27 protein-coding genes are annotated in these 26,293 nt (G+C 42.8%); 3 read left to right on the forward strand and 24 right to left on the reverse strand.

The window, feature by feature from the left end:
• Nucleotides 1-5: 5 nt before the first annotated feature.
• A complete protein-coding gene (gene fadB / locus OCV27_RS14765) occupies nt 6-2,177 on the forward strand; it encodes a fatty acid oxidation complex subunit alpha FadB (protein WP_125319548.1) in 2,172 nt (723 codons plus the stop codon).
• 12 nt (nt 2,178-2,189) lie between these two features.
• The gene (gene fadA / locus OCV27_RS14770) at nt 2,190-3,365 is read left to right on the forward strand and encodes an acetyl-CoA C-acyltransferase FadA (RefSeq protein ID WP_125319549.1); all 1,176 of its coding nucleotides are present in this window, start codon (nt 2,190-2,192) and stop codon (nt 3,363-3,365) included.
• A 48-nt stretch (nt 3,366-3,413) separates the two neighbouring features.
• On the opposite strand, the gene punR is transcribed toward fadA, so the two are convergent.
• Complete coding sequence (gene punR, locus OCV27_RS14775; RefSeq protein ID WP_125319610.1) at nt 3,414-4,322, reverse strand: DNA-binding transcriptional activator PunR; 909 nt, start codon at nt 4,320-4,322, stop codon at nt 3,414-3,416.
• Between the two features lie 147 nt (nt 4,323-4,469).
• Here punR and punC point away from each other — a divergent pair, with 147 nt between their 5' ends.
• Nucleotides 4,470-5,666: a purine nucleoside transporter PunC gene (punC, locus tag OCV27_RS14780; RefSeq protein WP_125319550.1), complete on the forward strand. Its 1,197-nt coding sequence runs from the start codon at nt 4,470-4,472 to the stop codon at nt 5,664-5,666.
• 95 nt (nt 5,667-5,761) lie between these two features.
• On the opposite strand, the gene glmU is transcribed toward punC, so the two are convergent.
• The 23 genes from glmU to OCV27_RS14895 all read right to left on the reverse strand — a co-directional run bounded on the left by glmU (nt 5,762) and on the right by OCV27_RS14895 (nt 25,928).
• Complete coding sequence (glmU, locus tag OCV27_RS14785) at nt 5,762-7,120, reverse strand: bifunctional UDP-N-acetylglucosamine diphosphorylase/glucosamine-1-phosphate N-acetyltransferase GlmU (RefSeq protein ID WP_125319551.1); 1,359 nt, start codon at nt 7,118-7,120, stop codon at nt 5,762-5,764.
• Nucleotides 7,121-7,269: 149 nt separating this feature from the next.
• A complete protein-coding gene (locus tag OCV27_RS14790) occupies nt 7,270-7,692 on the reverse strand; it encodes a F0F1 ATP synthase subunit epsilon (protein WP_125319552.1) in 423 nt (140 codons plus the stop codon).
• An 18-nt stretch (nt 7,693-7,710) separates the two neighbouring features.
• On the reverse strand, nt 7,711-9,114 hold the full coding sequence (gene atpD, locus OCV27_RS14795) for a F0F1 ATP synthase subunit beta (protein WP_125319553.1): 1,404 nt from the start codon (nt 9,112-9,114) through the stop codon (nt 7,711-7,713).
• A 35-nt stretch (nt 9,115-9,149) separates the two neighbouring features.
• Nucleotides 9,150-10,016, reverse strand: a complete 867-nt coding sequence (atpG, locus tag OCV27_RS14800) for a F0F1 ATP synthase subunit gamma (RefSeq protein ID WP_125319554.1) — start codon at nt 10,014-10,016, stop codon at nt 9,150-9,152.
• Between the two features lie 43 nt (nt 10,017-10,059).
• Nucleotides 10,060-11,601: a F0F1 ATP synthase subunit alpha gene (gene atpA, locus OCV27_RS14805; RefSeq protein ID WP_125319555.1), complete on the reverse strand. Its 1,542-nt coding sequence runs from the start codon at nt 11,599-11,601 to the stop codon at nt 10,060-10,062.
• A gap of 13 nt (nt 11,602-11,614) precedes the next feature.
• Entirely contained in the window at nt 11,615-12,148 is a 534-nt protein-coding gene (atpH, locus tag OCV27_RS14810; protein ID WP_125319556.1) for a F0F1 ATP synthase subunit delta, read from the reverse strand.
• A gap of 14 nt (nt 12,149-12,162) precedes the next feature.
• Nucleotides 12,163-12,633 carry a F0F1 ATP synthase subunit B gene (gene atpF / locus OCV27_RS14815; protein ID WP_125319557.1) on the reverse strand — a complete coding sequence of 157 codons (471 nt, stop codon included), beginning with the start codon at nt 12,631-12,633 and terminating at the stop codon, nt 12,163-12,165.
• 71 nt (nt 12,634-12,704) lie between these two features.
• Entirely contained in the window at nt 12,705-12,959 is a 255-nt protein-coding gene (gene atpE, locus OCV27_RS14820) for a F0F1 ATP synthase subunit C (protein WP_006957448.1), read from the reverse strand.
• Between the two features lie 56 nt (nt 12,960-13,015).
• The gene (atpB, locus tag OCV27_RS14825; RefSeq protein ID WP_125319558.1) at nt 13,016-13,828 is read right to left on the reverse strand and encodes a F0F1 ATP synthase subunit A; all 813 of its coding nucleotides are present in this window, start codon (nt 13,826-13,828) and stop codon (nt 13,016-13,018) included.
• A gap of 3 nt (nt 13,829-13,831) precedes the next feature.
• Complete coding sequence (locus tag OCV27_RS14830; protein ID WP_125319559.1) at nt 13,832-14,227, reverse strand: F0F1 ATP synthase subunit I; 396 nt, start codon at nt 14,225-14,227, stop codon at nt 13,832-13,834.
• A gap of 186 nt (nt 14,228-14,413) precedes the next feature.
• Nucleotides 14,414-15,295, reverse strand: coding sequence for a ParB/RepB/Spo0J family partition protein (locus OCV27_RS14835; protein ID WP_125319560.1), 882 nt, complete (start codon nt 15,293-15,295; stop codon nt 14,414-14,416).
• Between the two features lie 23 nt (nt 15,296-15,318).
• Nucleotides 15,319-16,092, reverse strand: a complete 774-nt coding sequence (locus tag OCV27_RS14840) for a ParA family protein (protein ID WP_125319561.1) — start codon at nt 16,090-16,092, stop codon at nt 15,319-15,321.
• 14 nt (nt 16,093-16,106) lie between these two features.
• The gene (gene rsmG, locus OCV27_RS14845) at nt 16,107-16,739 is read right to left on the reverse strand and encodes a 16S rRNA (guanine(527)-N(7))-methyltransferase RsmG (protein WP_125319562.1); all 633 of its coding nucleotides are present in this window, start codon (nt 16,737-16,739) and stop codon (nt 16,107-16,109) included.
• Nucleotides 16,739-18,634, reverse strand: coding sequence for a tRNA uridine-5-carboxymethylaminomethyl(34) synthesis enzyme MnmG (gene mnmG, locus OCV27_RS14850; RefSeq protein WP_125319563.1), 1,896 nt, complete (start codon nt 18,632-18,634; stop codon nt 16,739-16,741). Before mnmG ends, rsmG begins: the two co-directional genes overlap by 1 nt.
• Before the next feature lie 444 nt (nt 18,635-19,078).
• Entirely contained in the window at nt 19,079-19,513 is a 435-nt protein-coding gene (gene mioC / locus OCV27_RS14855; RefSeq protein WP_125319564.1) for an FMN-binding protein MioC, read from the reverse strand.
• A 50-nt stretch (nt 19,514-19,563) separates the two neighbouring features.
• Nucleotides 19,564-20,925, reverse strand: a complete 1,362-nt coding sequence (mnmE, locus tag OCV27_RS14860; protein WP_125319565.1) for a tRNA uridine-5-carboxymethylaminomethyl(34) synthesis GTPase MnmE — start codon at nt 20,923-20,925, stop codon at nt 19,564-19,566.
• Nucleotides 20,926-21,048: 123 nt separating this feature from the next.
• Nucleotides 21,049-22,704 carry a membrane protein insertase YidC gene (gene yidC / locus OCV27_RS14865; RefSeq protein WP_125319566.1) on the reverse strand — a complete coding sequence of 552 codons (1,656 nt, stop codon included), beginning with the start codon at nt 22,702-22,704 and terminating at the stop codon, nt 21,049-21,051.
• Nucleotides 22,705-22,706: 2 nt separating this feature from the next.
• Complete coding sequence (gene yidD, locus OCV27_RS14870; protein ID WP_125319567.1) at nt 22,707-22,964, reverse strand: membrane protein insertion efficiency factor YidD; 258 nt, start codon at nt 22,962-22,964, stop codon at nt 22,707-22,709.
• Complete coding sequence (gene rnpA / locus OCV27_RS14875) at nt 22,931-23,254, reverse strand: ribonuclease P protein component (protein WP_245986629.1); 324 nt, start codon at nt 23,252-23,254, stop codon at nt 22,931-22,933. Before rnpA ends, yidD begins: the two co-directional genes overlap by 34 nt.
• 46 nt (nt 23,255-23,300) lie before the next feature.
• Complete coding sequence (gene rpmH / locus OCV27_RS14880; RefSeq protein ID WP_006880025.1) at nt 23,301-23,435, reverse strand: 50S ribosomal protein L34; 135 nt, start codon at nt 23,433-23,435, stop codon at nt 23,301-23,303.
• A gap of 229 nt (nt 23,436-23,664) precedes the next feature.
• A complete protein-coding gene (locus OCV27_RS14885) occupies nt 23,665-24,402 on the reverse strand; it encodes an amino acid ABC transporter ATP-binding protein (RefSeq protein ID WP_125319569.1) in 738 nt (245 codons plus the stop codon).
• Nucleotides 24,399-25,070 (reverse strand): amino acid ABC transporter permease, encoded by a 672-nt coding sequence (locus OCV27_RS14890; protein ID WP_125319570.1) that lies wholly within the window; start codon nt 25,068-25,070, stop codon nt 24,399-24,401. The genes OCV27_RS14885 and OCV27_RS14890 overlap by 4 nt, the downstream gene beginning before the upstream one ends.
• A 111-nt stretch (nt 25,071-25,181) precedes the next feature.
• Nucleotides 25,182-25,928: an amino acid ABC transporter substrate-binding protein gene (locus tag OCV27_RS14895; RefSeq protein ID WP_125319571.1), complete on the reverse strand. Its 747-nt coding sequence runs from the start codon at nt 25,926-25,928 to the stop codon at nt 25,182-25,184.
• Nucleotides 25,929-26,293 lie beyond the last annotated feature (365 nt).

The raw sequence follows: 26,293 nt of genomic DNA on the forward strand, positions 1-26,293 counted from the left end.
AGATAATGATTTACCAAGCCGAAACCCTACAGGTAAAGGAATTGCATGACGGTATCGCTGAGCTCAGCTTTTGCTCTCCGAAATCCGTTAACAAACTCGACCTTGCGACACTCGAATCGCTAGATAAAGCTCTTGATGCTTTAAAAAACCATAATGGACTCAAAGGATTACTACTCACATCAGATAAAGATACCTTCATTGTCGGTGCTGATATCACTGAGTTTCTCGGGCTATTTTCTAAACCAGAGGCAGAGTTAGATAAATGGCTTCAGTTTGCCAACAGTGTTTTTAACAAATTAGAAGATCTACCGGTCCCAACACTATCAGTTTTGAAAGGCCATACTCTTGGCGGTGGCTGTGAGTGTGTACTTGCTACTGATATAAGAATTGGTGACAAAACAACTAGCATTGGTTTACCTGAAACTAAACTAGGCATAATGCCTGGTTTTGGAGGTTGCGTTCGCCTCCCGCGCCTTGTTGGGGCTGATAGTGCAATGGAAATTATCACTCAAGGCAAGGCATGCCGTGCTGATGAAGCGCTTAAAATCGGGTTACTAGATGCTATTGTAGAGAGCGAGTCTTTACGCGAGTCCGCGCTGGTAACACTATCACAGGCGATAAACGAAAAAGTAGATTGGCAACAACGACGCAGCCAAAAAATATCGGCACTCACTTTAAGTAAACTAGAAGCCATGATGAGCTTTACAATGGCTAAAGGTTTAGTCGCTCAAAAAGCAGGTCCGCACTATCCGGCACCTATGAAAGCAGTTATAACGATCGAAGAAGGTGTACAGAGCGCTAGAAATGAAGCGCTAGATATTGAACGTAAGTATTTTGTACAACTCGCTAAATCAGAAGAAGCCAAATCTCTCGTTGGACTGTTTCTCAACGATCAGTACATTAAGGGAGTAGCCAAAAACGCCGCCAAAGCAGCAAACAAAGATACTCAGCGCGCTACTGTTTTAGGCGCTGGCATAATGGGCGGTGGTATCGCCTACCAATCGGCCTTGAAAGGCGTGCCTGTTTTAATGAAAGACATTGAACAAGCATCACTTGATCTCGGTATGGCAGAGGCATCTAAGTTACTCAACAAACGACTATCTCACGGCCGTATTGATGGATTTAAGATGGCTGGCATTCTGGCATCCATAACTCCTAGCTTACATTACGCTGGTATCGACAATTCAGATGTAATTGTCGAAGCGGTTGTCGAAAACCCAAAAATCAAAGCAGCGGTTCTTAGCGAAGTAGAGCAACAAGTTAGTGCAGATACCGTCATTGCTTCTAATACCTCAACGATACCAATTAATCAGTTAGCAAAGTCACTTCAAAGACCTGAAAATTTCTGTGGTATGCACTTCTTCAATCCAGTACACAGAATGCCATTGGTTGAAATAATCCGTGGTGAAAAGACATCAGATGAAACCATCAATCGTGTTGTGGCATACGCAGCCAAAATGGGAAAATCACCGATTGTAGTCAATGACTGCCCAGGATTTTTCGTCAACCGTGTGTTATTTCCCTATTTTGGTGGTTTTAGCATGCTACTACGCGATGGCGCAGATTTTTCTAAAGTTGATCAAGTCATGGAAAGTAAATTTGGCTGGCCAATGGGACCTGCTTATCTGTTAGATGTGGTTGGTATTGATACCGCTCACCACGCACAGGCCGTTATGGCCCAGGGCTTTCCTGAACGAATGGGCAAATCTGCTCGTGACGCGATTGATGCACTATTTGACGCTAAGAAATATGGTCAGAAAAATGGTCATGGCTTTTACAGCTACAATATCGACAAGCGTGGCAAACCGAAAAAAGCCTTTAACGAAGATGTATTGCCTATTCTCTCTAATGTTTGCTCTAAAAAACAAGATTTTGATGACCAAGCTATCATCCAACGTATGATGATTCCTATGATCAATGAAGTAGTATTATGTCTACAAGAAAAAATTATAGCGTCTCCTCAAGAGGGTGATATGGCTCTAGTATATGGGCTAGGTTTTCCTCCATTTCGTGGTGGTATATTCCGCTACCTTGATAGTTTTGGTATCGCAGAGTTCGTAGCTATGGCAAAACAACACTCAGATTTAGGGGCCATGTACCAAGTACCACAAATGCTTATTGACATGGCCGCAAATGGTGAAACCTTCTATGGCAATCAGCAACAAGGTTCTATCTAAGGAGATACCCAAATGACAAATCAAACTAAAAGCGTTGTTGTCGTAGATTGTCTACGTACACCAATGGGTCGCTCTAAAGGTGGAGCTTTCCGTCATACTCGCGCAGAAGACCTTTCCGCTCATTTAATGAAAGGTATATTGGCACGTAATCCACAGGTCAACCCAAAAGAAATTGAAGATATCTATTGGGGTTGTGTTCAGCAAACTCTTGAGCAGGGCTTCAATGTAGCACGTAATGCTGCACTACTGGCCGGACTGCCAATTGAAATTGGTGCCGTCACGGTAAACCGCTTATGTGGCTCATCGATGCAAGCATTACACGATGCAACACGAGCCATAATGACAGGAGATGCTGACATTTGCTTGATAGGCGGAGTTGAGCATATGGGACACGTTCCCATGAATCATGGTGTAGATTTCCACCCTGGCATGTCAAAAAACGTTGCCAAAGCAGCGGGTATGATGGGCCTAACAGCTGAAATGTTAGGTAAAATCCATGGTATTACTCGTGAACAACAAGATGAGTTTGCAGCCCGCTCTCATGCACGTGCCCATGCGGCAACGGTTGAGGGACGATTTAAAAACGAAATATTACCTACAGAGGGACACTCAAAAGATGGTACGCTCTTCACACTTGAGCATGATGAGGTAATTCGACCTGAAACATCAATTGAAGGGCTTTCTCAACTTCGCCCAGCCTTTGATCCAGCGAATGGTACTGTCACCGCCGGTAGCTCATCAGCTCTATCTGATGGCGCATCAGCCATGCTAATTATGAGTGAAGAGAAAGCAAACCAACTAGGTCTAACCATACGTGCACGCATTAAGGGCATGGCTATTGCTGGTTGTGATCCATCGATTATGGGTTACGGCCCAGTACCCGCTACTCAAAAAGCATTAAAACGTGCAGGTTTATCCATCAAAGATATAGACATAGTGGAGCTAAATGAAGCATTTGCAGCACAATCTCTACCCTGCGCAAAAGACTTGGGCCTACTCGAGGTAATGGAAGAGAAGGTAAACCTCAATGGTGGTGCAATCGCTCTTGGCCATCCATTAGGCTGCTCAGGTTCTCGCATTTCAACCACTCTGATCAATCTCATGGAAGATAAAAACGCTAAATATGGCCTAGCTACTATGTGTATTGGTTTAGGTCAAGGTATTGCTACCGTGTTCGAGCGCCCGTAACTTTACCAAATAAGGCCAGCTTAAGCTGGCCTTATTTATATCCACATATTATTCATCATATTTAAGCCAATCCTTGTGTAGTTTCTCACCATCACCTAAATAATCCACCATCCATTGAATCAATTTATGATTGGCATCTTTACGCCATACCAAGCAGCATCGACTAACTGGCTTTTCATCTGGCAATGATTTTTCTAACAAAACACCTTGATCAACTAAAGGCACGGCAATATGACTTGGCATGTAGCCAACCCCCACACCATTTTTTAAACACTCGATTGCAGTATGCCAATTTGGTAAAAGTAACCGGCGTTGATGTGGATAATGACCAGAATGACGTTTAGGTAATACATTAGATGTATCATCCAAACAAATTGCTGGAAACTGGCTGACAAGTTCTTCTGTCAGAACCTGATGCTTTGCACATGGATGATTTGGAGCAACTACAAATGTCCAATCCAGCCCCCCCATATCTTTCACTTCAAACTCACCCCCAACTGGAATAGCTGAGGTCGCACCAACAACAATATCCGCTCTCTCTTGTGATATTGCTTCCCAGGAACCATTAAATACTTCCATGTTGATTTGTAGTTCTGCATAAGGAAATGTTTGATAAAAATCTTCAACCAAGGGTTTTAAGCATTCCAGCTTTACAACATTATCGAGAGTCAACTTCAGTGTTTTTTGCCAACCATGCGCCGCACGCTTAGTCTGATACTTAACTTCTTCCATCTGTCGCAACATAACTCTTGCTTGCTCGATAAACACCTCTCCAGCGACAGTCAACTCCACCTTTCTGGGTAGACGCCGAAACAAAACAACATCCAGATCCTGCTCAATCTGACGAACACCATAACTAATTGCAGACGGTACTTTATGCAGAACTTGCGCAGCAGAAGTAAAACTTCCAAGCCGAGCAACCGTATCCACCAGCTCTAAAGACGCCTGAGAAAATATACCCATTATTACCCTTCAACTTTTTTGATTGATAACCATAAAAAATAGCGCTTAAAAGCTAAAAACATCATGAATAAAATATAAAAACCAATATTAACATTGATAAAGAAAGAAAATAATCAGTGAATTATTTTGAATGGAATTAAAATGAATATATCTAAACTGCAATTTTTCTATTTAGCCTGTCTATCTATGCTAGGATTTGTCGCCACCGACATGTACCTCCCGGCTTTTAAAGCGATACAAAATGACTTTGCCACTGGTCCAGAACAAATAGCACTATCTCTCACCGTTTTTCTTATCGGAATGGCCGTTGGGCAACTTTCCTGGGGACTCGCATCCGATAAATTTGGTTACCGAAACACGCTAGCTGCTGGCTTGAGCCTGTTTACATTTGCCTCTTTTGGTTTAACATTTAGCGATCAAGTATGGCAACTTCTAACTCTGCGCTTCATTCAAGCTATTGGTGTTTGTGCCCCAGCAGTTATCTGGCAAGCTATGGTCATTAAGCACCATGCAAATCAAAGCCAACAGATTTTTGCTACCATTATGCCTCTAGTGGCACTCTCCCCTGCATTAGCACCTCAACTGGGCGTAGTACTCTCTGATCTCTGGGGATGGCGTAGTATATTTATTACTTTAACTATTGTTGGATTGGTATTGATTGCTGCAACTATGGCGCAGGAAAACCCCAAACAGCAAACCAAAAAGTCCACTATTGGTTCTGATATCAAAACCTTGATCACCTCTAAAACCTACTTGGGTAATGTGGCTATGTTTGCCACAGCATCTGCAGCATTCTTTGCCTACCTAACTGGCATGCCAGAAATAATGGCTCAACTAGGATATGATGCTAAGGATATCGGTCTAAGCTTTATACCTCAAACCATTGCTTTTATGGCTGGTGGATACCTAGGTAAAAAGTGCGTTTCTAAACATGGTGATGAACAAATCCTTCGCCAGCTTATTGGGTTATTCAGCCTTGCTGCGATTATTATTTTTATAGTATCGCAATTTCAGCTTTCTTCTATCTGGCCCATTTTGGCTCCATTCTGCCTAATAGCTGTCGCAAATGGTGCCCTTTACCCTATTGTTGTCAATCGAGCGCTAGCAAGCGCCAAACAAAGCCCAGCAACGGCAGCTGGTTTACAAAACAGCTTACAAATATGTTTTAGTGGTTTAGCTAGCGCATTAGTGGCGGCGATGGCAAGCCAAGCACAAGCTGTGACAGGAATAGCAATCATTATCTGTACGATGGGGCTATGGATTGGCTATTGGGTATCAAGACGCCACCAACCAGAAACCGAGGTGGTTGGACAACAAACAATTATAACTGATAAATAAACTGTAAAATGAAACGCCACAATTTGAAGTGACTCCCAATAGTTGAACATTCCAATTACTGGGGGTCACTTCAATTTTGCGGCGTCTGAGGAAGATTATTTTTTAGTCGGCCTTTGCCAGTTCTTGATCATACGCTCTTTAACGCGTGTGATGACTAACTCATCTTCCCCAACATCTTTAGTTAATGTAGTACCTGCGCCAAGAGTCACACCATCAGCCACTACTACTGGTGCAACTAATTGGCTATCCGAACCAATGAAGACATCATTACCTATGATGGTCTTAAATTTATTAACACCATCATAATTACAAGTAATAGTCCCAGCACCAATATTGGTTCGCTCACCAATCTGAGCATCACCCAGGTATGTTAGATGGTTAGCTTTAGAACCCTCTCCCAGGAGAGTGTTTTTTACTTCAACGAAGTTGCCTACGTGAGAGTCATTGCGCATCTCAGCACCAGGACGAAGGCGTGTAAATGGTCCAACGGTACAATCCTCTCCCACCGTGGCACCTTCAATTACACTATATGGACGAATAACTGTGTTATCATCAATTTCGCAATCCTTAAGTACGCAACCAGTGCCAATTGTCACCTTATCACCTAGTGTTACTTTACCTTCAATAATGACATTGGTGTCGATTTCACAATCCAGCCCACACTGTAATTCCCCACGAAGATCAAAGCGCGCCGGATCGCGTAACATTACCCCCTGTTCGAGTAACTTTTGTGCCTGCATTTTTTGAAAAGCACGCTCTAAACGAGCAAGCTGTGCTCTATCATTCACTCCCTCTACTTCTATAGCATTTACAGGGTGAACGGCTTCCACAGCACGCCCTTCATTATAAGCTGCAGCAATAATATCAGTAAGGTAATATTCACCTTGAACATTGTTATTGCTAAGGCCAGAAAGCCAGCGTTTCAAATCACCACCAGTGGTAACCATAACACCAGTGTTGATCTCTTTAATCAGTTTTTGCTCTTCTGTCGCGTCTTTTTGCTCAGCAATAGCTACAACTGGCCCATTATTACGAACAATACGACCGTAACCCGTTGGATTATCCAATACGACAGTTAGTAACGCGATACCACCATTAGGTTGAGCATCAAGTAAACTCTCTAATGTTTCCTCAGATATTAAAGGCACGTCACCGTAGAGAACTAAAATCTTTTCATCATTTTCAAATTGAGCAGATGCTTGGTCAACCGCATGCCCTGTACCCAATTGTTCGGCCTGAAGGACCCAGTTAACAGGCTCGCCACAAAGTTCTCTCTGCATCTGATCACCGCCATGACCAAATACTAGGTGCACATTTTGTGCTCCCAAATTTTTACATGTATCAACAACATGTTGAACCATAGGCTTTCCAGCCAAGGTATGTAACACCTTAGGCTTACTAGAGTACATGCGAGTCCCTTTACCCGCTGCGAGAATCACCGCACTAAATTTCATTCAAAACCTTTAGATGAAGTTGTTAAGCTGAGAAGTATTTTAGACTTTAACTAAAAATTAGTTAACTATTCTGGAAGTATTTCCCTTAAAAAATAGAAAAAAGGCGGTCAAATGACCGCCTTTATCACTTTAAAACACCGAAAGTTGCTTTAACGGCGTTTTTTTGTCAGCTCGATAACACGTAGCTGAGCAATGGCTTTTGCCAGCTCACTGGCCGCTTGAGCAAAGTCCATATCGCCATGCTGATTCTGAATATTCTCCTCAGCGCGGCGCTTGGCTTCTTCTGCCTTCGCTGCGTCTAGCTCTTCACCACGGATAGCTGTGTCTGCCAATACAGTCGCTGTACCAGGCTGCACTTCTATCATACCACCGGAAACATAAATAATTTCCTCGTGGCCGTGCTGTTTCACAATACGCACCATACCAGGCTTGATAGCGGTCAGTAGCGGAGTGTGGCCATGAAAAATACCTAGCTCACCCTCGCTACCGGTCACCTGAAACGTTTCAACACGACCAGAAAAGATTTTCTTTTCAGCGCTTACTACGTCTAGGTGAAAGGTTATTGGTGCCATATCGCCTCCTAGTTAGCCTTATAGCTTCTTCGCATTCTCGATAGCATCGTCAATTGCACCACAGTACATAAACGCTTGCTCTGGAACGTCATCGTAATCACCAGCTAGAAGACCTTTGAAGCCACGTAAAGTCTCTTTAAGAGACACGTAAACACCTGGGTCACCAGTAAATACTTCCGCTACATGGTAAGGCTGAGTAAGGAAACGCTCTATCTTACGTGCACGAGATACAATTTGCTTATCACCTTCAGATAGCTCATCCATACCAAGAATCGCAATGATATCTTTCAGCTCTTTATAACGCTGCAGAGTAGATTGAACACCACGCGCAATATCGTAATGCTCTTGACCTACTACTAGAGGATCTAGCTGACGAGAAGTCGAATCTAGTGGATCGATCGCTGGATATAAGCCCATAGCTGCGATGTTACGGTTAAGTACAACCGTTGCATCTAAGTGCGCGAACGTTGTTGCTGGAGATGGGTCAGTCAAGTCATCCGCAGGAACATATACCGCCTGTACAGACGTGATAGAACCTGCTTTAGTTGAAGTGATACGCTCTTGAAGCACACCCATTTCTTCCGCTAGAGTAGGCTGATAACCTACCGCTGAAGGCATACGACCAAGAAGTGCTGACACTTCAGTACCTGCCAATGTATAACGGTAAATGTTATCAACAAACAGAAGAACATCACGTCCTTCATCACGGAAACGCTCAGCCATTGTCAAACCAGTCAAAGCAACACGTAAACGGTTACCTGGTGGCTCGTTCATCTGACCGTAAACCATCGCAACTTTTGACTCTTCAGGATTTTCAACGTTTACAACGCCAGCTTCCTGCATCTCAAAGTAGAAATCGTTACCTTCACGAGTTCGCTCACCAACACCAGCAAACACTGATAGACCTGAGTGCTGTAATGCAATGTTGTTGATAAGCTCCATCATGTTAACGGTCTTACCTACACCTGCACCACCAAATAGACCAATTTTACCACCCTTAGCGAATGGACAAATCAAGTCGATTACTTTAACACCCGTCTCTAGCAGGGATGTTTCGTTTGACTGCTCTTCGTAGCTTGGCGCTTCACGGTGAATAGAGTATTTCTCTTCTGCACCGATGTCACCACGCTCGTCAATTGCGTCACCTAGAACGTTCATGATACGACCTAGGGTCTTAGTACCAACGGGTACTGAAATTGGAGCGCCAGTATTTACAACTTCCACTCCACGACGTAAACCATCAGAGCTACCCATTACGATACAACGAACTACGCCACCGCCTAGCTGTTGCTGAACTTCAAGAACTAAACGCTCTTTTGAGTCCGTTACGTTTAGAGCGTCATATACACTAGGTACGTCACTCTGTGGGAACTCTACGTCGACTACCGCACCGATGATCTGTACGATCTTACCTGTAGCCATCGTTAATCCTCTAAACTATTTAGTTTTACCTACGCTTAAACCGCAGCCGCACCACTAACAATTTCCGACAGTTCTTGTGTAATCGCAGCCTGACGGGCTTTGTTATACACAAGTTCTAGATCATCAATCAAATTGGACGCGTTATCAGTTGCAGCTTTCATCGCAACCATTCGAGCCGCTTGCTCACAAGCAAGGTTCTCAATTACTCCCTGATACACCTGTGACTCTACGTAACGAACTAATAGTGCGTCTAGTAAAGGCTGTGGCTCAGGCTCATAAATGTAGTCCCATGAATGATCACGCTGCATCTCTTCGCTATCTGATTTAGGCAAAGGTAGCAATTGATCGATCGTTGGTTGCTGAACCATAGTGTTGACAAACTTATTGAACACTACATACAGACGGTCCAGTTCACCTTCATCATATCTCTTCAGCATTACGCTCACAGAACCAATCAGGTCTTCCAAACTTGGGCTATCACCCAGGCCTGATACCTGTGCAGCAACTTTAGCGCCACTGTTATTAAAAAACGCAGTTGCTTTTGAACCAACGACAGCCAGTTCAACTTCAGCACCTTTGTCTTTCCAAGCTTTCATATCTGTAATGGCTTTCTTGAACACGTTAATGTTCAAACCACCACACAAGCCTCGGTCTGTAGAAACTATGATGTAACCAACTCGTTTCGCCTCACGCTCTTCTAGGTACGGATGACGGTACTCTAGATTCGCGTTTGCCACATGACCGATCACTTTACGCATTGTTTCAGCATATGGACGAGAAGCTTCCATAGCGTCTTGAGAGCGACGCATTTTTGAAGCTGCTACCATTTCCATCGCTTTCGTAATTTTCTGCGTGCTTTTAACACTACCGATTTTATTACGTATCTCTTTTGCGCCGGCCATCGTTACTCTCCATTAGTTGGTGGCAATTAATGCCACCGACCTATTACCAAGTTTGGGTTGCTTTGAAATCGTCGACCAGCTTCTTAAGCTGAGCTTCGATATCCTTGTTGTAAGCACCCGTCTTGTCGATCTCAGACGCAAGTTCTGCGTATTGACCGCGAGCATACGATAGTAAAGCCGCCTCGAAATCTAGAACTTTATTCAGTTCTACATCATCAAGGTAGCCACGCTCTGCTGCAAAGATAGTTAAAGCTTGGTCAAAAACAGACATAGGAGCGTACTGCTTTTGCTTCATTAGCTCTGTTACTTTCTGACCATGATCCAACTGTTTCTTCGTAGCATCATCAAGATCAGAAGAAAACTGAGCAAAAGCTGCAAGTTCACGGTATGCAGCAAGTGCTGTACGTATACCACCTGATAGTTTCTTGATGATTTTAGTTTGAGCTGAACCACCTACACGAGATACTGATATACCAGGGTCAACAGCAGGGCGAACACCCGAATTGAATAGCTCAGTTTGCAGGAAGATCTGACCATCTGTAATCGAGATTACGTTAGTAGGTACGAATGCTGAAACGTCACCAGCTTGAGTTTCAATGATAGGTAGAGCAGTCAAAGAACCCGTCTTACCTTTCACTTCACCATTAGTGAACTTTTCTACATAATCCGCGTTAACACGAGCAGCACGCTCTAGTAGACGAGAGTGAAGGTAGAATACATCACCTGGGAATGCTTCACGGCCTGGTGGACGCTTAAGTAGTAGGGAAATCTGACGATAAGCAACAGCTTGTTTAGATAGATCATCATAAACAATCAATGCATCTTCACCGCGATCACGGAAATACTCTCCCATCGTACAACCTGCGTAAGGCGCAAGATATTGCAGCGCTGCAGATTCAGAAGCTGACGCAACAACCACAATTGTGTTTGCTAGAGCACCATGTTCTTCTAGTTTACGAACAACGTTAGCGATAGTCGAAGCTTTCTGACCAATTGCCACGTAGATTGAGTAAATACCAGAATTTTTCTGGTTAATGATTGCATCAATCGCTAAAGCAGTTTTACCCGTTTGACGGTCACCAATCACAAGTTCACGCTGACCACGACCAATTGGGATCATTGAGTCAACCGACTTGTAACCAGTTTGAACAGGTTGATCAACCGATTGACGGTCGATTACACCTGGTGCAATCACTTCTACAGGCGAAGACAATTTCGCTTCAATTGGACCTTTACCATCAATAGGTTCACCTAGTGTATTCACTACGCGCCCTAGCAGCTCAGGACCAACTGGTACTTCGAGAATTCGACCTGTACCTGTAACTTTCATGCCTTCCTTTAGGTCAGCATATGGACCCATTACCACCGCACCAACCGAGTCACGCTCAAGGTTAAGTGCTAGCGCATAACGGCTACCCGGTAATTCAATCATTTCACCTTGCATCACGTCTGCTAGACCGTGAATGCGAATGATACCATCACTTACCGATACGATAGTACCTTCGTTGCGAGCTTCACTAACAACATCGAAAGATTCGATACGTTGTTTAATTAGATCGCTAATTTCAGTGGAATTAAGTTGCATGCTCCAATCCCCATTAAGACTGCAATGCATCGCTTAAGCGATTCAGGCGACCACGCGCTGAATCATCGATGACTAAGTCTCCGGCTCGAATAATCACCCCACCAAGTAGGGCCTCATCTATACTGCAATTCAGCTTAACTTTGCGCTCTAAACGCTGCTCAAGTTTGCTGCTGATATTTGTAGCTTGTTCTTGTGAAAGTTCTGAAGCCGAAATAACTTCAACATCAACCTCTTTCTCACGCTCTTTTTTAAGCGCTAGGAACTGCTTACAAACATCAGGAAGGGTCGACAAACGACCATTCTCTGCCATTACCTTTAAAAGGTTTTGGCCATGAACATCAACCTGGTCACCACAAACAGCTACAAATACTTCTGCCAGTTTATCTGCTGACATATACCCTGTTAGGAGTTCGTGTATTTGCTCGTTTTTAGCAACTTCTGCAGCAAAAGATAGCATCTGACCCCATTGGTCCAACGCATCCTTTTCCACAGCAAAGTCAAATGCTGCTTTAGCATAGGGGCGTGCGATAGTAGTCATATCAGACATCTGCACTCCTCCATCTAAAGTTTTGCAGTAATGTTGTCAAGAATATCTCTGTGCGCTTCTTTATCAATAGAACGCTCAATGATTTTCTCAGCACCAGCTACAGCCAGAGTTGCAACTTGTTTGCGCAGCTCATCGCGTGCACGATTACGTTCAGCTTCAAGTTCAGCTTCCGCTTGTGATAGAATTTTCTGACGTTCAGTCTGAGCTTCTTCACGCGCTTCATCTAGAATTTGAGCTTTGCGTTTATTCGCTTGCTCGATGACCTCAGTTGCTGTGCGCTTCGCTTCTTTCAACTGATCAGAAGCGTTTGCTTGTGCTAGATCCAAGTCCTTAGCAGCACGTTCGGCTGCTTGCAGGCCGTCAGCGATTTTCTTCTGACGCTCTTCGATCGCTTGCATTAATGGTGGCCATACATACTTCATGCAGAACCAGACAAATAGTGCAAACGAGATTGCTTGACCTAGCAGAGTTGCATTTATGTTCACAACAGCTACCCCTTCTATTCGGACTAAGAGTTAATCAATAACAAGCTAAGCTTGTCGACGCTTAACTGTGATTAACCTAGTTGACCAACGAACGGGTTCGCGAACGTGAATAGAAGTGCGATTACGATACCAATCATTGGAACCGCATCAAGTAGACCCGCGATGATGAACATCTTAACTTGTAACATAGGAGCCATTTCTGGTTGACGCGCTGCACCTTCAAGGAATTTACCACCTAAAAGTGCGAAACCAATCGCTGTACCAAGAGAAGCAAGACCGACGATAAGACCTACGGCGATTGCAGAAAAGCTCAGTAAAGTTTCCATTACTATCTCCAATTTATAGTTGTTGGCTAGTTGCCCAAATAAAAGCTTTAAAAAAATTAATGATCACTGTCTTCGTGTGCCATTGACAGGTAAACAACTGTCAACATCATAAATACGAAGGCTTGAATCGTAATAACCAATACATGGAATATTGCCCACGGAAGTGAACCCATCCATTGTAAATACCATGGCAGCATAGCCGCACAAAGAATGAATACAACCTCACCCGCGAACATATTACCGAATAAACGCATACCAAGTGATAGAGGTTTTGCTAATAGCGAAACCACTTCAATAAGTAGGTTAAACGGAATCATCAGTGGGTGATTAAATGGATGTAATGCTAATTCTTTAGCGAATCCACCTAGACCTTTCACTTTGATGCTGTAATAAATCATCAGAGCGAACACGCCTAGAGCCATAGCCATGGTGATATTTACATCAGCAGACGGTACAACCTTAAGATAAGGAATACCAAGCCAATGCTCTGCTGGGTAAGGTAGGAAATCGATAGGAACCAAGTCCATCAAGTTCATTATAAATACCCAACAAAAGATAGTCAGTGCTAAAGGTGCGATCAGTGGGTTGCGTCCATGGAACGTGTCTTTGACGTTTTCTGCGACAAATTCAACGATCATTTCTACAGCACACTGAAGCTTACCTGGCACACCCGCTGTTGTTCTCTTTGCTACTTTGTAAAAGATTCCAAGGAAAATTAAACCAGTAAACCAAGAAAAAAACAGGCTATCGATATGTACGTTCCAGAAACTTGCCTCCTCCGCTACAAGACCTAACTTATAAGTAGAAAGGTTTGTAAGGTGGTGGGAAATGTATCCGGACGAAGTTAGCGCTTCACCTGGCGCAGCCATAACTCATCCTATTTTTTTGTTGTTAATGAATAGCACTGGCGCACAGATATTAATACCTAGAGCCAGCAAATAGGTTAGCTTAAGGGGAACAAGTTCCACCTGTATATACATGTAGGCAACGGAGAAAAGCGCAACCGTAATGAAGATCTTCAATGCTTCGCCTGCGTAGAAGGAATTCGCAATGCGCTTTGCAGCACGAGCTCCTCCGTACATAAACGCAAACCAAGCAAACACCGCATTAGCAACAACAAAAATGCCGCCGCCAATCAGTGCAGAAAGTCCCCATTTAGCATTTACAGCTAGTGCCATTACCACTGCCATTAATGTAACCGCGCTAAACTGGATCATTAACAATCGCTTTGCAAGCTCTCGCCCAGGCCTAGCTAACGCCGCTACCATGTATTCGTACCTCGAGTAAAATCCACAGCGTTAGTACCTCGATGCTGGGAAATTGGCGAAAATTATACGGTGAGTCTTATTGAATGCAATTAAAACACCGCAAAAAGTTACAATTTTGTTTACAAACCGACAACTTTCGCACAAAAAATCGCTTTTTACATAATTGACTGGAAGTGATTATCTCATCTAGCCTGCCAGCTTGGCAATAAGATGCTCTAATTTATGAGGCTCATCTAGACTAATTGTTACTTTAGAGGTTCCATTTTTGGCTTTTACTATTGCTACCTTAGCGTCCAACATTTCACTTAATTTCTGTGATATTTTCTGCGCCTCAGTATCTTGTGACTGGTTTTTATCCTCAGACTGCGGATGAAGACACTTTTTCACTAACTGCTCAGTCTGACGTACTGTCATGCGCTTCTTAGCGACCAATTCAGCCACATCCACTTGCTGCTCACCATCAAGAGCTAATAATGCACGCGCATGTCCCATTTCAAGTAGCTTTTCTGACAAAAGATACTTAACGTCCATCTCAAGCTGATTTAGTCTAAGCAAGTTAGTCACAGTGGTTCTAGATTTACCTATAACCTCAGCAACTTGTTGATGTGTCAGTGAGAATTCCTCTTGGAGACGATCCAGCGCCACGGCCTCTTCGATCACATTAAGATCTTCACGCTGAATATTTTCGATCAACGCCATCGCTATTGCTGCACGATCATCAACATTTTTGATCACGCAAGGTACTTCTTTTAGACCCGCCTTACGTGCAGCACGCCAACGTCTTTCACCGGCAATAATCTCAAATTTATCATTATCGACTTGACGTACGACTATAGGTTGGATAATTCCCTGGGATTCAATCGACGCAGCCAACTCTTCAAGTGCTTCAGGTTCCATGTCTGTACGTGGTTGATACATACCTGGTTTAAGAGAGTTTATATTGATATCTGTCAACTCTCCTTCAGAAGAAAGTTCCTGACTGTGCATCGCACTTTGCTGCTTATTACGTGCAATTGAGCTCGTAGAAAGCAGAGCATCTAACCCTTTACCTAAACCACGTTTAGACATGAAACAAAATTCCTTTGATTGATTTATGCTAGGATTTCATCGCGACGAAGCATCTCTCCAGCCAGTGCTAGATAGGCTTTTGCTCCTGCGGAGTATTTATCGTAGTACATTGCTGGCTTTCCATGACTTGGCGCTTCAGCGAGACGGACATTACGAGGAATAACTGTACGGTATACTTTGTTACCAAAGTGCTTCTTTAGCTGATCAGAAACTTCATTAGATAAACGGTTGCGAGGATCGTACATAGTACGTAACAAACCTTCGATCTTAAGTTTTTCATTTACCACCGCAGCCAACTTACTAATAGTATCCATCAGTGCTGTTAATCCTTCAAGCGCAAAGTATTCACACTGCATAGGAACTAAGACTGAATCAGCAGCGGCCATTGCATTAATAGTTAAAAGATTTAGCGATGGAGGGCAGTCAATAAAGATGAAATCATAGTTATCGCGTACTGGGGCAATAGCCTGCTTTAATCGCACTTCACGGGCAAATACTTCCATTAGTTTAATTTCAGCAGCTGTCACATCGCCATTTGCAGCGATAAGATCATAATTACCAGAGGTCTTACGGCAGACGACATCGTCAAATGCAACTTCTTCAACCAATAACTCATAGGCCGTGGCATCAACTTGGTATTTATCCACACCGCTTGCCATCGTTGCGTTGCCTTGGGGGTCAAGATCGATAACCAATACTTTACGTTTCGTAGCAGCCATAGACGCTGCTAAGTTGATACATGTGGTTGTTTTACCAACACCACCTTTCTGGTTTGCGATTGCTACGATTTTTCCCACGACTAACCTCGCTTTTATTCCTTGCGGGATAAGATTACTAGATGACGCTCACCTTCTAGTTGAGGAACATGCAAAGCTTTGACGTCCGTCACAGAACACCAATTTGGCAACTGTGTAATCTCATCTTGTGGTAATTGTCCTTTTAACGCTAAAAAGCGGCCTGAACACTCTTTAGGAAGATGATGACACCATTCAACCATATCCGTCATGGACGCGAAGGCTCGACTCAACACACCATCAAACTTATGTTCTGGCTGGAACTGCTCAACCCGACTCTGAACGGGAACTACATTATCAATGCGCAGTTCATGTAACACTTGCTTAATAAAACGGATTCTTTTTCCCAAACTATCTAATAAATAAAATTCCTTGTCTGGTTGCATTATTGCTAAAGGAATACCAGGCAATCCAGGACCAGTTCCAACATCAATAAAACGCTCCCCTTGTAAATATTCACTAACAATTATGCTATCGAGGATATGTTTCACCACCATATCACTAGGCTCGCGTACAGAAGTGAGATTATAAGCTTTATTCCATTTATGCAGCATTTCTACATATCCAACTAACTGCAATCGTTGTTTGTCAGATACTTCAAGTGTAGTTTGAGCGATCAAAGAGTCCAGCTGAACACGTAATTGACTCATTATGCTTCACCACCTTTTCTCAGCATGCCCTGTTTTTTTAAATAAACTAGCAGGATTGATATCGCAGCAGGAGTAATTCCGGATATACGCGACGCGATACCAATAGACTCTGGTCTTGAATCATTGAGTTTAACTGCTACTTCATTAGACAAACCTTTAATGCTAGCGTAATCCAAATCGGCTGGCAATAAGGTATGTTCATGGCGTAGAGATTTCTCAATTTCATCCTGCTGACGTTTTATATAACCTTCATACTTAACTTGGATTTCTACTTGTTCAGACGCTTGAGTATCATCTAGCGTGGGGGCAAATTCTTCTAACTGAGTTAGTTTTTGATAAGTCATTTCAGGGCGACGTAATAAATCCTCACCACTAGCTTCACGGATCAATGGTGTTTTAAGCAATGAATTAAGTTGATCCACTCCTGTTGATTTAGGATTCATCCAGATATCTTGCAATCTTTGCCTTTCTTTGATGATGTTCTCAATTTTTTGGTTAAAACGTGCCCAGCGTATGTCATCTATCAAGCCTAACTCACGTGCTTTCTCAGTTAAACGCAGGTCAGCATTATCTTCTCTCAAAAGCAAGCGATACTCAGCACGGGAAGTAAACATACGATATGGTTCTTTAGTTCCCATTGTGGATAGGTCATCAATCAAAACGCCCATGTAAGCTTGATCACGTCTTGGACTCCACCCTTCTTTTTCTTGGCTGTATAGACTTGCGTTTAGTCCAGCCATTAGGCCTTGCGCTGCTGCTTCTTCATAACCTGTTGTGCCGTTAATTTGTCCTGCAAAGAATAATCCATTAATAAACTTAGTTTCGTAAGTTTGTTTCAGATCTCTAGGATCGAAAAAATCATATTCAATTGCATACCCAGGACGAACTATATGAGCTCTTTCAAACCCTTTCATTGACTGTACAATTTTTACCTGCACATCGAATGGCAAACTAGTAGAAATACCGTTAGGGTACAACTCATGTGTATTTAATCCTTCCGGCTCGATAAATATTTGATGGCTATTTTTATCAGCGAAACGCATTACCTTGTCTTCAATGGATGGGCAATAGCGTGGACCAATACCTTCAATAACGCCAGAATACATAGGACTACGATCGAGATTATTTCTAATAACCTCATGCGTACGATCATTAGTATGAGTAATAAAACATGGGATCTGCTTCGGATGTTGCATTCGATCACCCATAAATGAAAATACAGGTGTTGGATCATCACCATGCTGAACACTAAGATCCGAAAAATCTACACTTCTGGCATCCACTCTAGGTGGTGTACCTGTTTTGAGACGATCAACACGAAATGGTAATTCTCTCAGTCTATTGGCTAAAGCAATTGATGGTGGATCGCCTGCTCGTCCACCAGACGCATTCTCCATACCAATATGGATCTTACCACCAAGAAAGGTACCAACTGTAAGTACAATAGCCTTAGCGTGGAATTTTAAGCCCATTTGGGTTATTACACCCGTGGCTTGTTGCTGTTCGACAATCAAATCATCTACAGATTGCTGAAACAAAGTTAGGTTTGGCGTATTTTCTAATGCCTCTCGTACATAGGATTTATACAAGGCACGATCAGCCTGAGCTCGTGTTGCTCTGACCGCTGGGCCTTTAGATGCATTTAAAGTTCTAAACTGAATACCGGCATGATCAATGGCTTGACCCATCAGACCACCCATAGCATCGACTTCTTTGACTAAATGCCCTTTGCCTATTCCGCCTATTGCTGGATTACATGACATTTGACCTAGAGTATCAATGTTATGTGTAAGTAAGAGTGTTTTTTGTCCCGTGCGGGCTGATGCTAGGGCTGCTTCCGTTCCAGCATGTCCCCCACCAACAACAATGACATCAAATTTTTCATGATACAGCATGCACTGACCTCTGATATTTAAGAGAGCTATGGACAAATTGAAGGAGGCTATTCTACCTGCTTTCAGTGTGATAGAGAATCGCTTTTCATACTTTTCATATAAGTTACTGACAAAGCTTAATGTTATATGATCTTATATATGATCTTTTATTGGATCTATTATTAGGATCGCCGATCTCTGTGGATAAGCGATAAATGATCAACAAGATCATATGTTTTCCCCGGATCTTATTCTGTGATCTTGCTTTGATCTAGATGAGGATTTCCTGGGATCAAAATGGCTAGTTATCCACAAGGGACGATCTGCTCTCACTTTATTATTTGGATAACTAAAGGTTAATCACCGGATAACTGCTATTTTATACACAGGGGAAAAGGAGCTAATTGGTAGGATAAGGTAAGCTTTGGGGAGGAAGTGGTGACTAAACCCACTTCCAAAAAGAGGTTATAGTTGGTGGATATGCTCTGTTAGCCAAGCTTCTGCAATATCTTCCGCCACTATATGACTAAGAACGTCAATGGTTAGGCAGTCTGTCACTGGTGTGGCTCCAATATCTTCCAACAAAGTATGGGCATGTTTACCTGCGCCGCAGAAGGTGTCATAACTTGAGTCGCCAATGGCGATCACTGCGTATTTAACATCTGACATTTTTGGAGGTGTTGTTTGTAATGCTTGAATGAAAGGCTGAATATTATCTGGGTAATCTCCTGCTCCGTGGGTAGAAGTGATGATTAGCCAGGTTCCTTCTGTTGGGATTTCATTGAGCTCAGGTTGATTGTGAATGCAGGTATCAATCCCTTTTTGATTCAGAAGATCGCTGAGGTGATCGCCAACATATTCAGCCCCACCTAAAGTACTGCCTGTGATGATTTGGATCATGTGGTTTCCTTTATCTAATGATCGCTCGAAATAACAGTCGAGCGAATGAGTTATTTTCCAATACAGAAGGAAGAGAAAATACGGCCGAGTAAATCGTCAGAGCTAAATTCTCCGGTAATTTCATTTAGGTGCTGCTGAGCAATTCTCAGTTCTTCTGCAAGAATTTCTCCTGCCATATAACCTTCTAGTTGTTGCTGACCAATGTTAAGGTGTTCTGCGGCCATTTCAAGTGCTTCAAGGTGACGTCGTCGAGCCATAAAACCACCCTCGCTGTTCCCTGAAAAGCCCATGCATTCTTTTAGATGTTGACGTAATGATTCAATGCCCTGGCCCGTTCTTGCAGATAAGCGAATCAGGGTTGGTACATTAACGTGGCAAATACCGATACCTTCACTGGTTTGATCAGCTTTATTACGGATTACGGTTATTCCCATATTACTTGGCAAGCGGTCAACAAAGTCAGGCCAAATCTCTTTTGGATCTGTATCATCAGTTGTCGTTCCATCAACCATGAAAAGCACCCGATCTGCTTGTTCAATCTCTTCCCAAGCTCTTTCTATACCTATTTTTTCCACTTCATCAGATGCATCACGTAGTCCCGCAGTATCAATGATATGGAGCGGCATTCCATCTATATGTATGTGTTCACGAAGAACGTCACGAGTTGTACCAGCAATATCGGTTACTATGGCTGAGTCTTTGCCAGATAAAGCATTAAGAAGACTAGATTTACCTGCATTGGGTCGTCCTGCGATAACGACTTTCATACCCTCACGCATAATTGCACCTTGATTGGCTTCTTTACGCACAGAATTGAGGTTATCCATAATAGCCTGAAGATCCGCTGATACTTTACCATCGGCGAGAAAGTCGATTTCTTCTTCTGGGAAATCAATCGCTGCTTCGACATAGATCCTAAGGTGAATGAGCGACTCGACTAATGTGTGAATACGTTGTGAAAAAGCACCTTGAAGAGACTTTAAAGCTGACTTAGCTGCTTGCTCAGAGCTGGCATCAATTAAATCGGCAATTGCTTCTGCTTGAGCAAGATCTAACTTGTCATTAAGAAATGCTCGTTCAGAAAATTCACCAGGACGTGCGGTTCTTATCCCCTCAATTTTTAAGAGACGTTTGATTAACATATCCATCACGACAGGCCCCCCATGTCCTTGTAGTTCAAGTACATCTTCGCCAGTGAAGGAGTTTGGATTGGGGAAATAAAGAGCAATACCTTGATCAATTTGGATACCATTTTGGTCTATAAACGGCAGATACTCAGCGTAACGATGGCGTAGTTCCTTACCTGTCACTTCCAATGCAACTTGACCTGCAAGAGGGCCGGATACTCGAATAATGCCAACGCCCCCACGACCAGGAGCTGTGGCTTGAGCAACAATGGTATCAGTTGTCATAAATGTGCCTTTGTTGTGTCTAGGTGCCTAAATAAAGGCAAATATATCTTAGCTGAATTGTAATCAGCTCAAAACTAAAAGGCGACCTTTTGGCCGCCTTTTGATGTTATTTCTACTTAAGGGTTATTTGCTATGCAAGCCTTTCTTTTCCAGTGACTTGTATATCAAAGTTTGCTGGATAAGAGTCACAACGTTTGATACTAGCCAGTAAAGAACCAACCCAGATGGGAAGAATAAGAAGAAGAAAGTAAACATAACCGGCATAAAGGTCATTATCTTCTGTTGCATCGGGTCAGTGACTGTAGTTGGGCTCATTTTTTGAATCATGAACATAGAAACACCCATCAGCAGTGGCAAGATATAATATGGGTCTTGCGCTGATAAATCGGTAATCCAGCCAAAGAATGGTGAGTGACGCAGTTCAACCGACTCCATAAGCGCCCAATAAAGAGCGATGAATATAGGCATTTGTAATATAAGAGGTAGACAGCCACCAAGTGGATTCACTTTCTCTTTTTTATACAACTCCATCATTTCTTGGCTCATACGCTGGCGGTCATCACCAATACGTTCACGCATTGCTTGCAACTTAGGTTGCAGCATACGCATTTTTGCCATTGAGGTGTACTGAGCTTTAGTCAAGGGGTACATAGCCCCACGAATGCAGAAAGTTAGTAGCATTATTGATAGACCCCAATTTCCAACACCGAATGGGAAATCAATAAATCCAAATAACTGTCCACCTGACTGGATAAAGGATAGGAATGTATGTAAAGGCTTAGCAATAAACCACAACCAACCATAGTCAACAACTAACTCTAAGTTAGGTGCAACTTCAGCCATCTGGTCTTGAAGTTTTGGTCCAACCCAAAGCGTGGCTTGAAATTTAGCTGAGTCACCATTTGCAACAGTTTTATTTGGCATACGAATGCCAATATCACCTAAATTACCAATAACACGTGTATATAAGTTAGTGCCAGGTTCGTTACGAGGAATCCACGCAGAAGCAAAATAGTGTTGGATCATCGCTGCCCAACCCTGACCATTTGACAGGTTAATAGACAAGTTACGATCTTGCATATCGTCGAAGCTGTACTTCTTGTAACGTGTATCTTCGGTTGAATATGCACCGCCACGATAGGTTGGCATAGTTATACTACCGCCATCATCCATCAAGTTTTGGCGAAGATGAGCGTACATACCAAAGGTAGCGTTGTTACCTGAGTTATTTATCACGTCATACTCGACATCAACAGCGTAGCTGCCGCGTTTTAATACGAACGTTTTAGTATATTCAAGTCCGTTTGCTTGATAAGTCATTGGAATACGTAATTCATCTTGACCATCCGCTAGGATATAGCGGTCAGAGCTGACTTGATATGCAGGACGATTACCGCCGCTTAAGTCAATACCTTGAGGCCCGACTAAACCACTTTGGGCGATGAACTGATGACCGGGCTCATTTTTCAGTAAAACGAATGAGTCTGCCGAATTGAGTTCAGCGGAGTATTGGTTAAGGTCTGCGGTGATCACGTCACCACCCACCGTATCAATCGACAGAGTCAAGACGTCAGTTGCCACGGTAATCGTTTTAGCTGACGCTTTCTGTGTTGGAGCGGGATCTAAATCATCCGCAAGAGATGGTGCAGGTGCGGTACTGCTAGATTGTGCCTGTTCAACCGGCTGTGGAGCTGGGTTCTTTGCAACTTGCCATTGTTGAAATAACAAGAAAGAAACCAGTGCTAGCGCGATCAACAGGATATTACGTTGAGAATCCATCGTTATTTATCTCTGTCTTGTTTCTGGAGTGGTGGTACTGGGTCAAAACCACCCGCATTCAAAGGGTGGCATTTTAATAGACGTTTGCTCGATAACCAACAACCTTTTACAAATCCATGAGATTTTAGTGCTTCAACAGTATAAGTTGAGCAGGTTGGAGTAAAACGACAACGTGGTCCGATCAGAGGACTTATTAAGCCTTGATATAGACGGACCAAGCCGATCGCTACCCGCGTGAAGGGCGAGACAGGCGCTGCCATAACTTATCAAATATTTTAAAAACTTCATCATTGCTGAGATCTTGTGCGCTTTTTTTAGCTATAACAACAAAATCCTTATGTGGAAGTTGATGCTGCTGATTACGAAAGCTTTCACGTGCTAGGCGTTTAAAACGATTACGTGCAACGGCTGTCTTAATCTGCTTTTTAGGAACTGCTAATCCTAATCTTGGGTGAGAAAGAGAATTATTGCGAGCAATGATGGTGAAATGAGGTGAGCCAGCTCTGTGAGCTTGCTGGAAGACATTTTTATAATGCTCGGGAGTTAACAAACGTAACTCCCGATCGAACGCGTACGTATTCAAAATAAACTAATGATTACTTTGATAGGCGCGCACGGCCTTTTGCACGACGTGCATTAATTACTTTGCGACCGTTCTTAGTTGCCATGCGAGCACGGAAACCGTGAGTACGCTTGCGCTTTAGAACTGAAGGTTGAAAAGTGCGTTTCATGATAATTACCTTTACTGATCAGTAGTTTTAGGTCAATGTTATCCTTGTGTTGGTCATTTTTATCTTTTGCTATTGCAAGAAGACAGACTAACACCTTTAAACAAAGAGGCGGAATTGTAATCACAGTCACACAAAGTGTCAATCATTGAGCAACTGATAAATTCCGGTCGAGCGATTATACGGAGTGTGAACGAAATCTCAAGGATCAAGCGATGTTCTTTGGTGATCTTTATTTCCCACCAACTTGCCTTAGAAATTTCTTTAACCTAGGATCCTGTGGATGATTAAAAATATCCTGTGGATTACCTTGTTCTACAATATGACCTTCTGCCATGAAGATCACTCTATCTGCGACCTCTCGAGCAAATTGCATTTCATGAGTAACCACTAGCATTGTCTGAGCCTTGTTGGCGAGTTCTTTCATAAGTTGAAGTACTTCACCAACCCACTCTGGATCAAGAGCAGAAGTAGGTTCATCAAATAACAACAGTTCGGGTTGTAGTGCCATAGCTCGGCCGATCCCTACACGTTGCTGCTGGCCACCGGAAAGAGCTGCTGGGTAACTGTCTCCTTTATCTCCCAGCCCAATATCATCAAGAATTTTCTGGGCGTGTTTGAGAGCTTGGTCTTTCTTCCAGCTATGTACTGTAATTAATCCTTCGGCTATATTTTGTTTAGCTGTCATATGAGCAAAGAGTGCGTAATTCTGAAAGACAAAGCCTGTTTTCCTGCGTAGGGCGAGCACTTCCGATTTGGAGTGCTTTTCTGTATCAACGCTGATGTCGCCAATGGTGATTTTACCTTGGTCGGCATTTTCTAAGAAATTGACAGTTCGTAGTAATGTCGATTTTCCAGTACCGCTGGAGCCAATGATAACAATGATTTCACCTTGTTTTATTTCAAGATCAATACCATTCAGCACTTGAGAATCGCCAAAACGTTTATGGATGTTGGTTAATTTTATCATCTAACGTACGCCTTATTGAGCTGGATCTCAGCCCAAGTTTGTATCCGAGTTAGGACTACGACGACTGCCCAGTAAATTAGTGCTACAGCTAAAAAAGCTTCAAAAAAACGGAAGCTTGATGATGCTTCCATTTGTGCCTTGGCCATAATTTCTGCTACGCCAAGCGTGAAAGCGAGTGACGTTGACTTAATCATATCGATGAAATAATTCATCAGTGATGGCAGGGCAATTCGAGTAGCTTGAGGCATTATAATGCGGCGCATCGCTTGTGTGGTCGTCATACCTACTGACATACTGGCTTCCATTTGGCTGCGATCTACACCTATTATCGCTGCACGAATACTTTCTGCCATGTAAGCGGCAAAATGGAGAGTTAAACCTATAACGGCAGCACTAAAGGCGTTGAGCCCCACCAATAAAGGAAAGACCTGTGGTAACCCGTAATAAAGAAGAAACAGTTGAACCAACAGCGGCGTGCCACGAAAAAAACTAATATAAACTTGGCTTAACTGGTCAAGTATAGGTACACGAAAAACTCGGATGTTGGCCAATATGACTGCCAGTGTTAGAGCAAATATTAAGCCCCACGTTGCCATTTCCATAGTTGTGCCAAGATACTTTAGAAGTATTGGCATCAGATTTAGCATGTAGTTGAAATCAAATCCCATAACCCATCCCGGTAAAATTAGTTCTATATAAAGCTTAAAAACCCACAGCAAGAAAGAGAAACTGTGGGTAGCTGGACTGTCCATCAGATGTTTAGATGGATATAAAATTGGCTATTGAGTGATATCAGCACCAAACCATTTTTGAGATATGGTGTTTAATGTCCCATCAGTACGCATAGCGGCTAGAGTTTGGTTAACTTCACCTTGAAGTCTGTTACCTTTTTCGTTATCGACAAATGGCCATGCATTTTCGATGGTTGCAAAAGGTTTACCCGCCAGCTCTAGGGGAAGGCCTGTTTTTTTGATTAGTTCAAGTGCAGAAAGACGGTCCATGACAAAGGCATCGACTCTGCCCAATGCCACATCGTGCTCAATACCAGTGTCGTATGTTTTAATGATGATCTTACCATCTTTGTCATGGCTTTTTAGCAGTTGCTCAAAGTTGGATCCTAAGTTAACAGCAACAGTTTTACCCTCTAGATCTTTTATACTTTTAATGTCTGTATTGCCTTTCCTAACTGTGATTTGTGCACCATCAACAACATAAGGGTTGGCAAAAAGGTATTTGTTTTTGCGTGCATCTGTCATGGTAATTTGGTTCGAAATAGTATCAATACGCCCTGTTTCAAGCAGGCCAAACAATCCAGAGAAATTGGCGGTAACGTATTCAACCTTATAGTCATTGCGTTTGCCTATTTCATCCCACAAGTCAACTTCAAAGCCTTGCAGTTTATCTTGCTCAACAAAAGTAAAAGGGTAGTAACGGCCAGACATTCCAACTTTAACTTCGGTTGCGGCTTGGGCTACTGCGACAGAAAGTGTAAACGCCGTTATTGTCGCTTTAATCCAGTTATTCATAGTACATCTCCATAGTTTTATAAAATCAGATACTACTGTTAGTTTGGTTACTAATGAAAATAACCAAGAGCAATAACCTAGATGGTGGAGGAATAAGGTAAGTAAATAGAGGGAATAGTCACAACTTAAGAAAACTTATTCCACAGACTTATCACCAGACTGAAGATCTGTGAGAAATTGCCCAAATGTGGATCTTTATGTGAGTAAGAATAGGATTACTTGTGTTGATCTAACTAATGATAGTGAAAAAATTGTGAATAAGTTAGATCTTATTCACCGGAACGTCGATCATTTACTGGCGATCTTGGTTATCAACAGGTAAAATTACAAATCTTTTTCGATCACTAAATTAGGGTGGGGCCAAC

The sequence above is a fragment of the Vibrio pectenicida genome (genome assembly GCA_024347015.1).
Classification (GTDB): domain Bacteria; phylum Pseudomonadota; class Gammaproteobacteria; order Enterobacterales; family Vibrionaceae; genus Vibrio; species Vibrio pectenicida.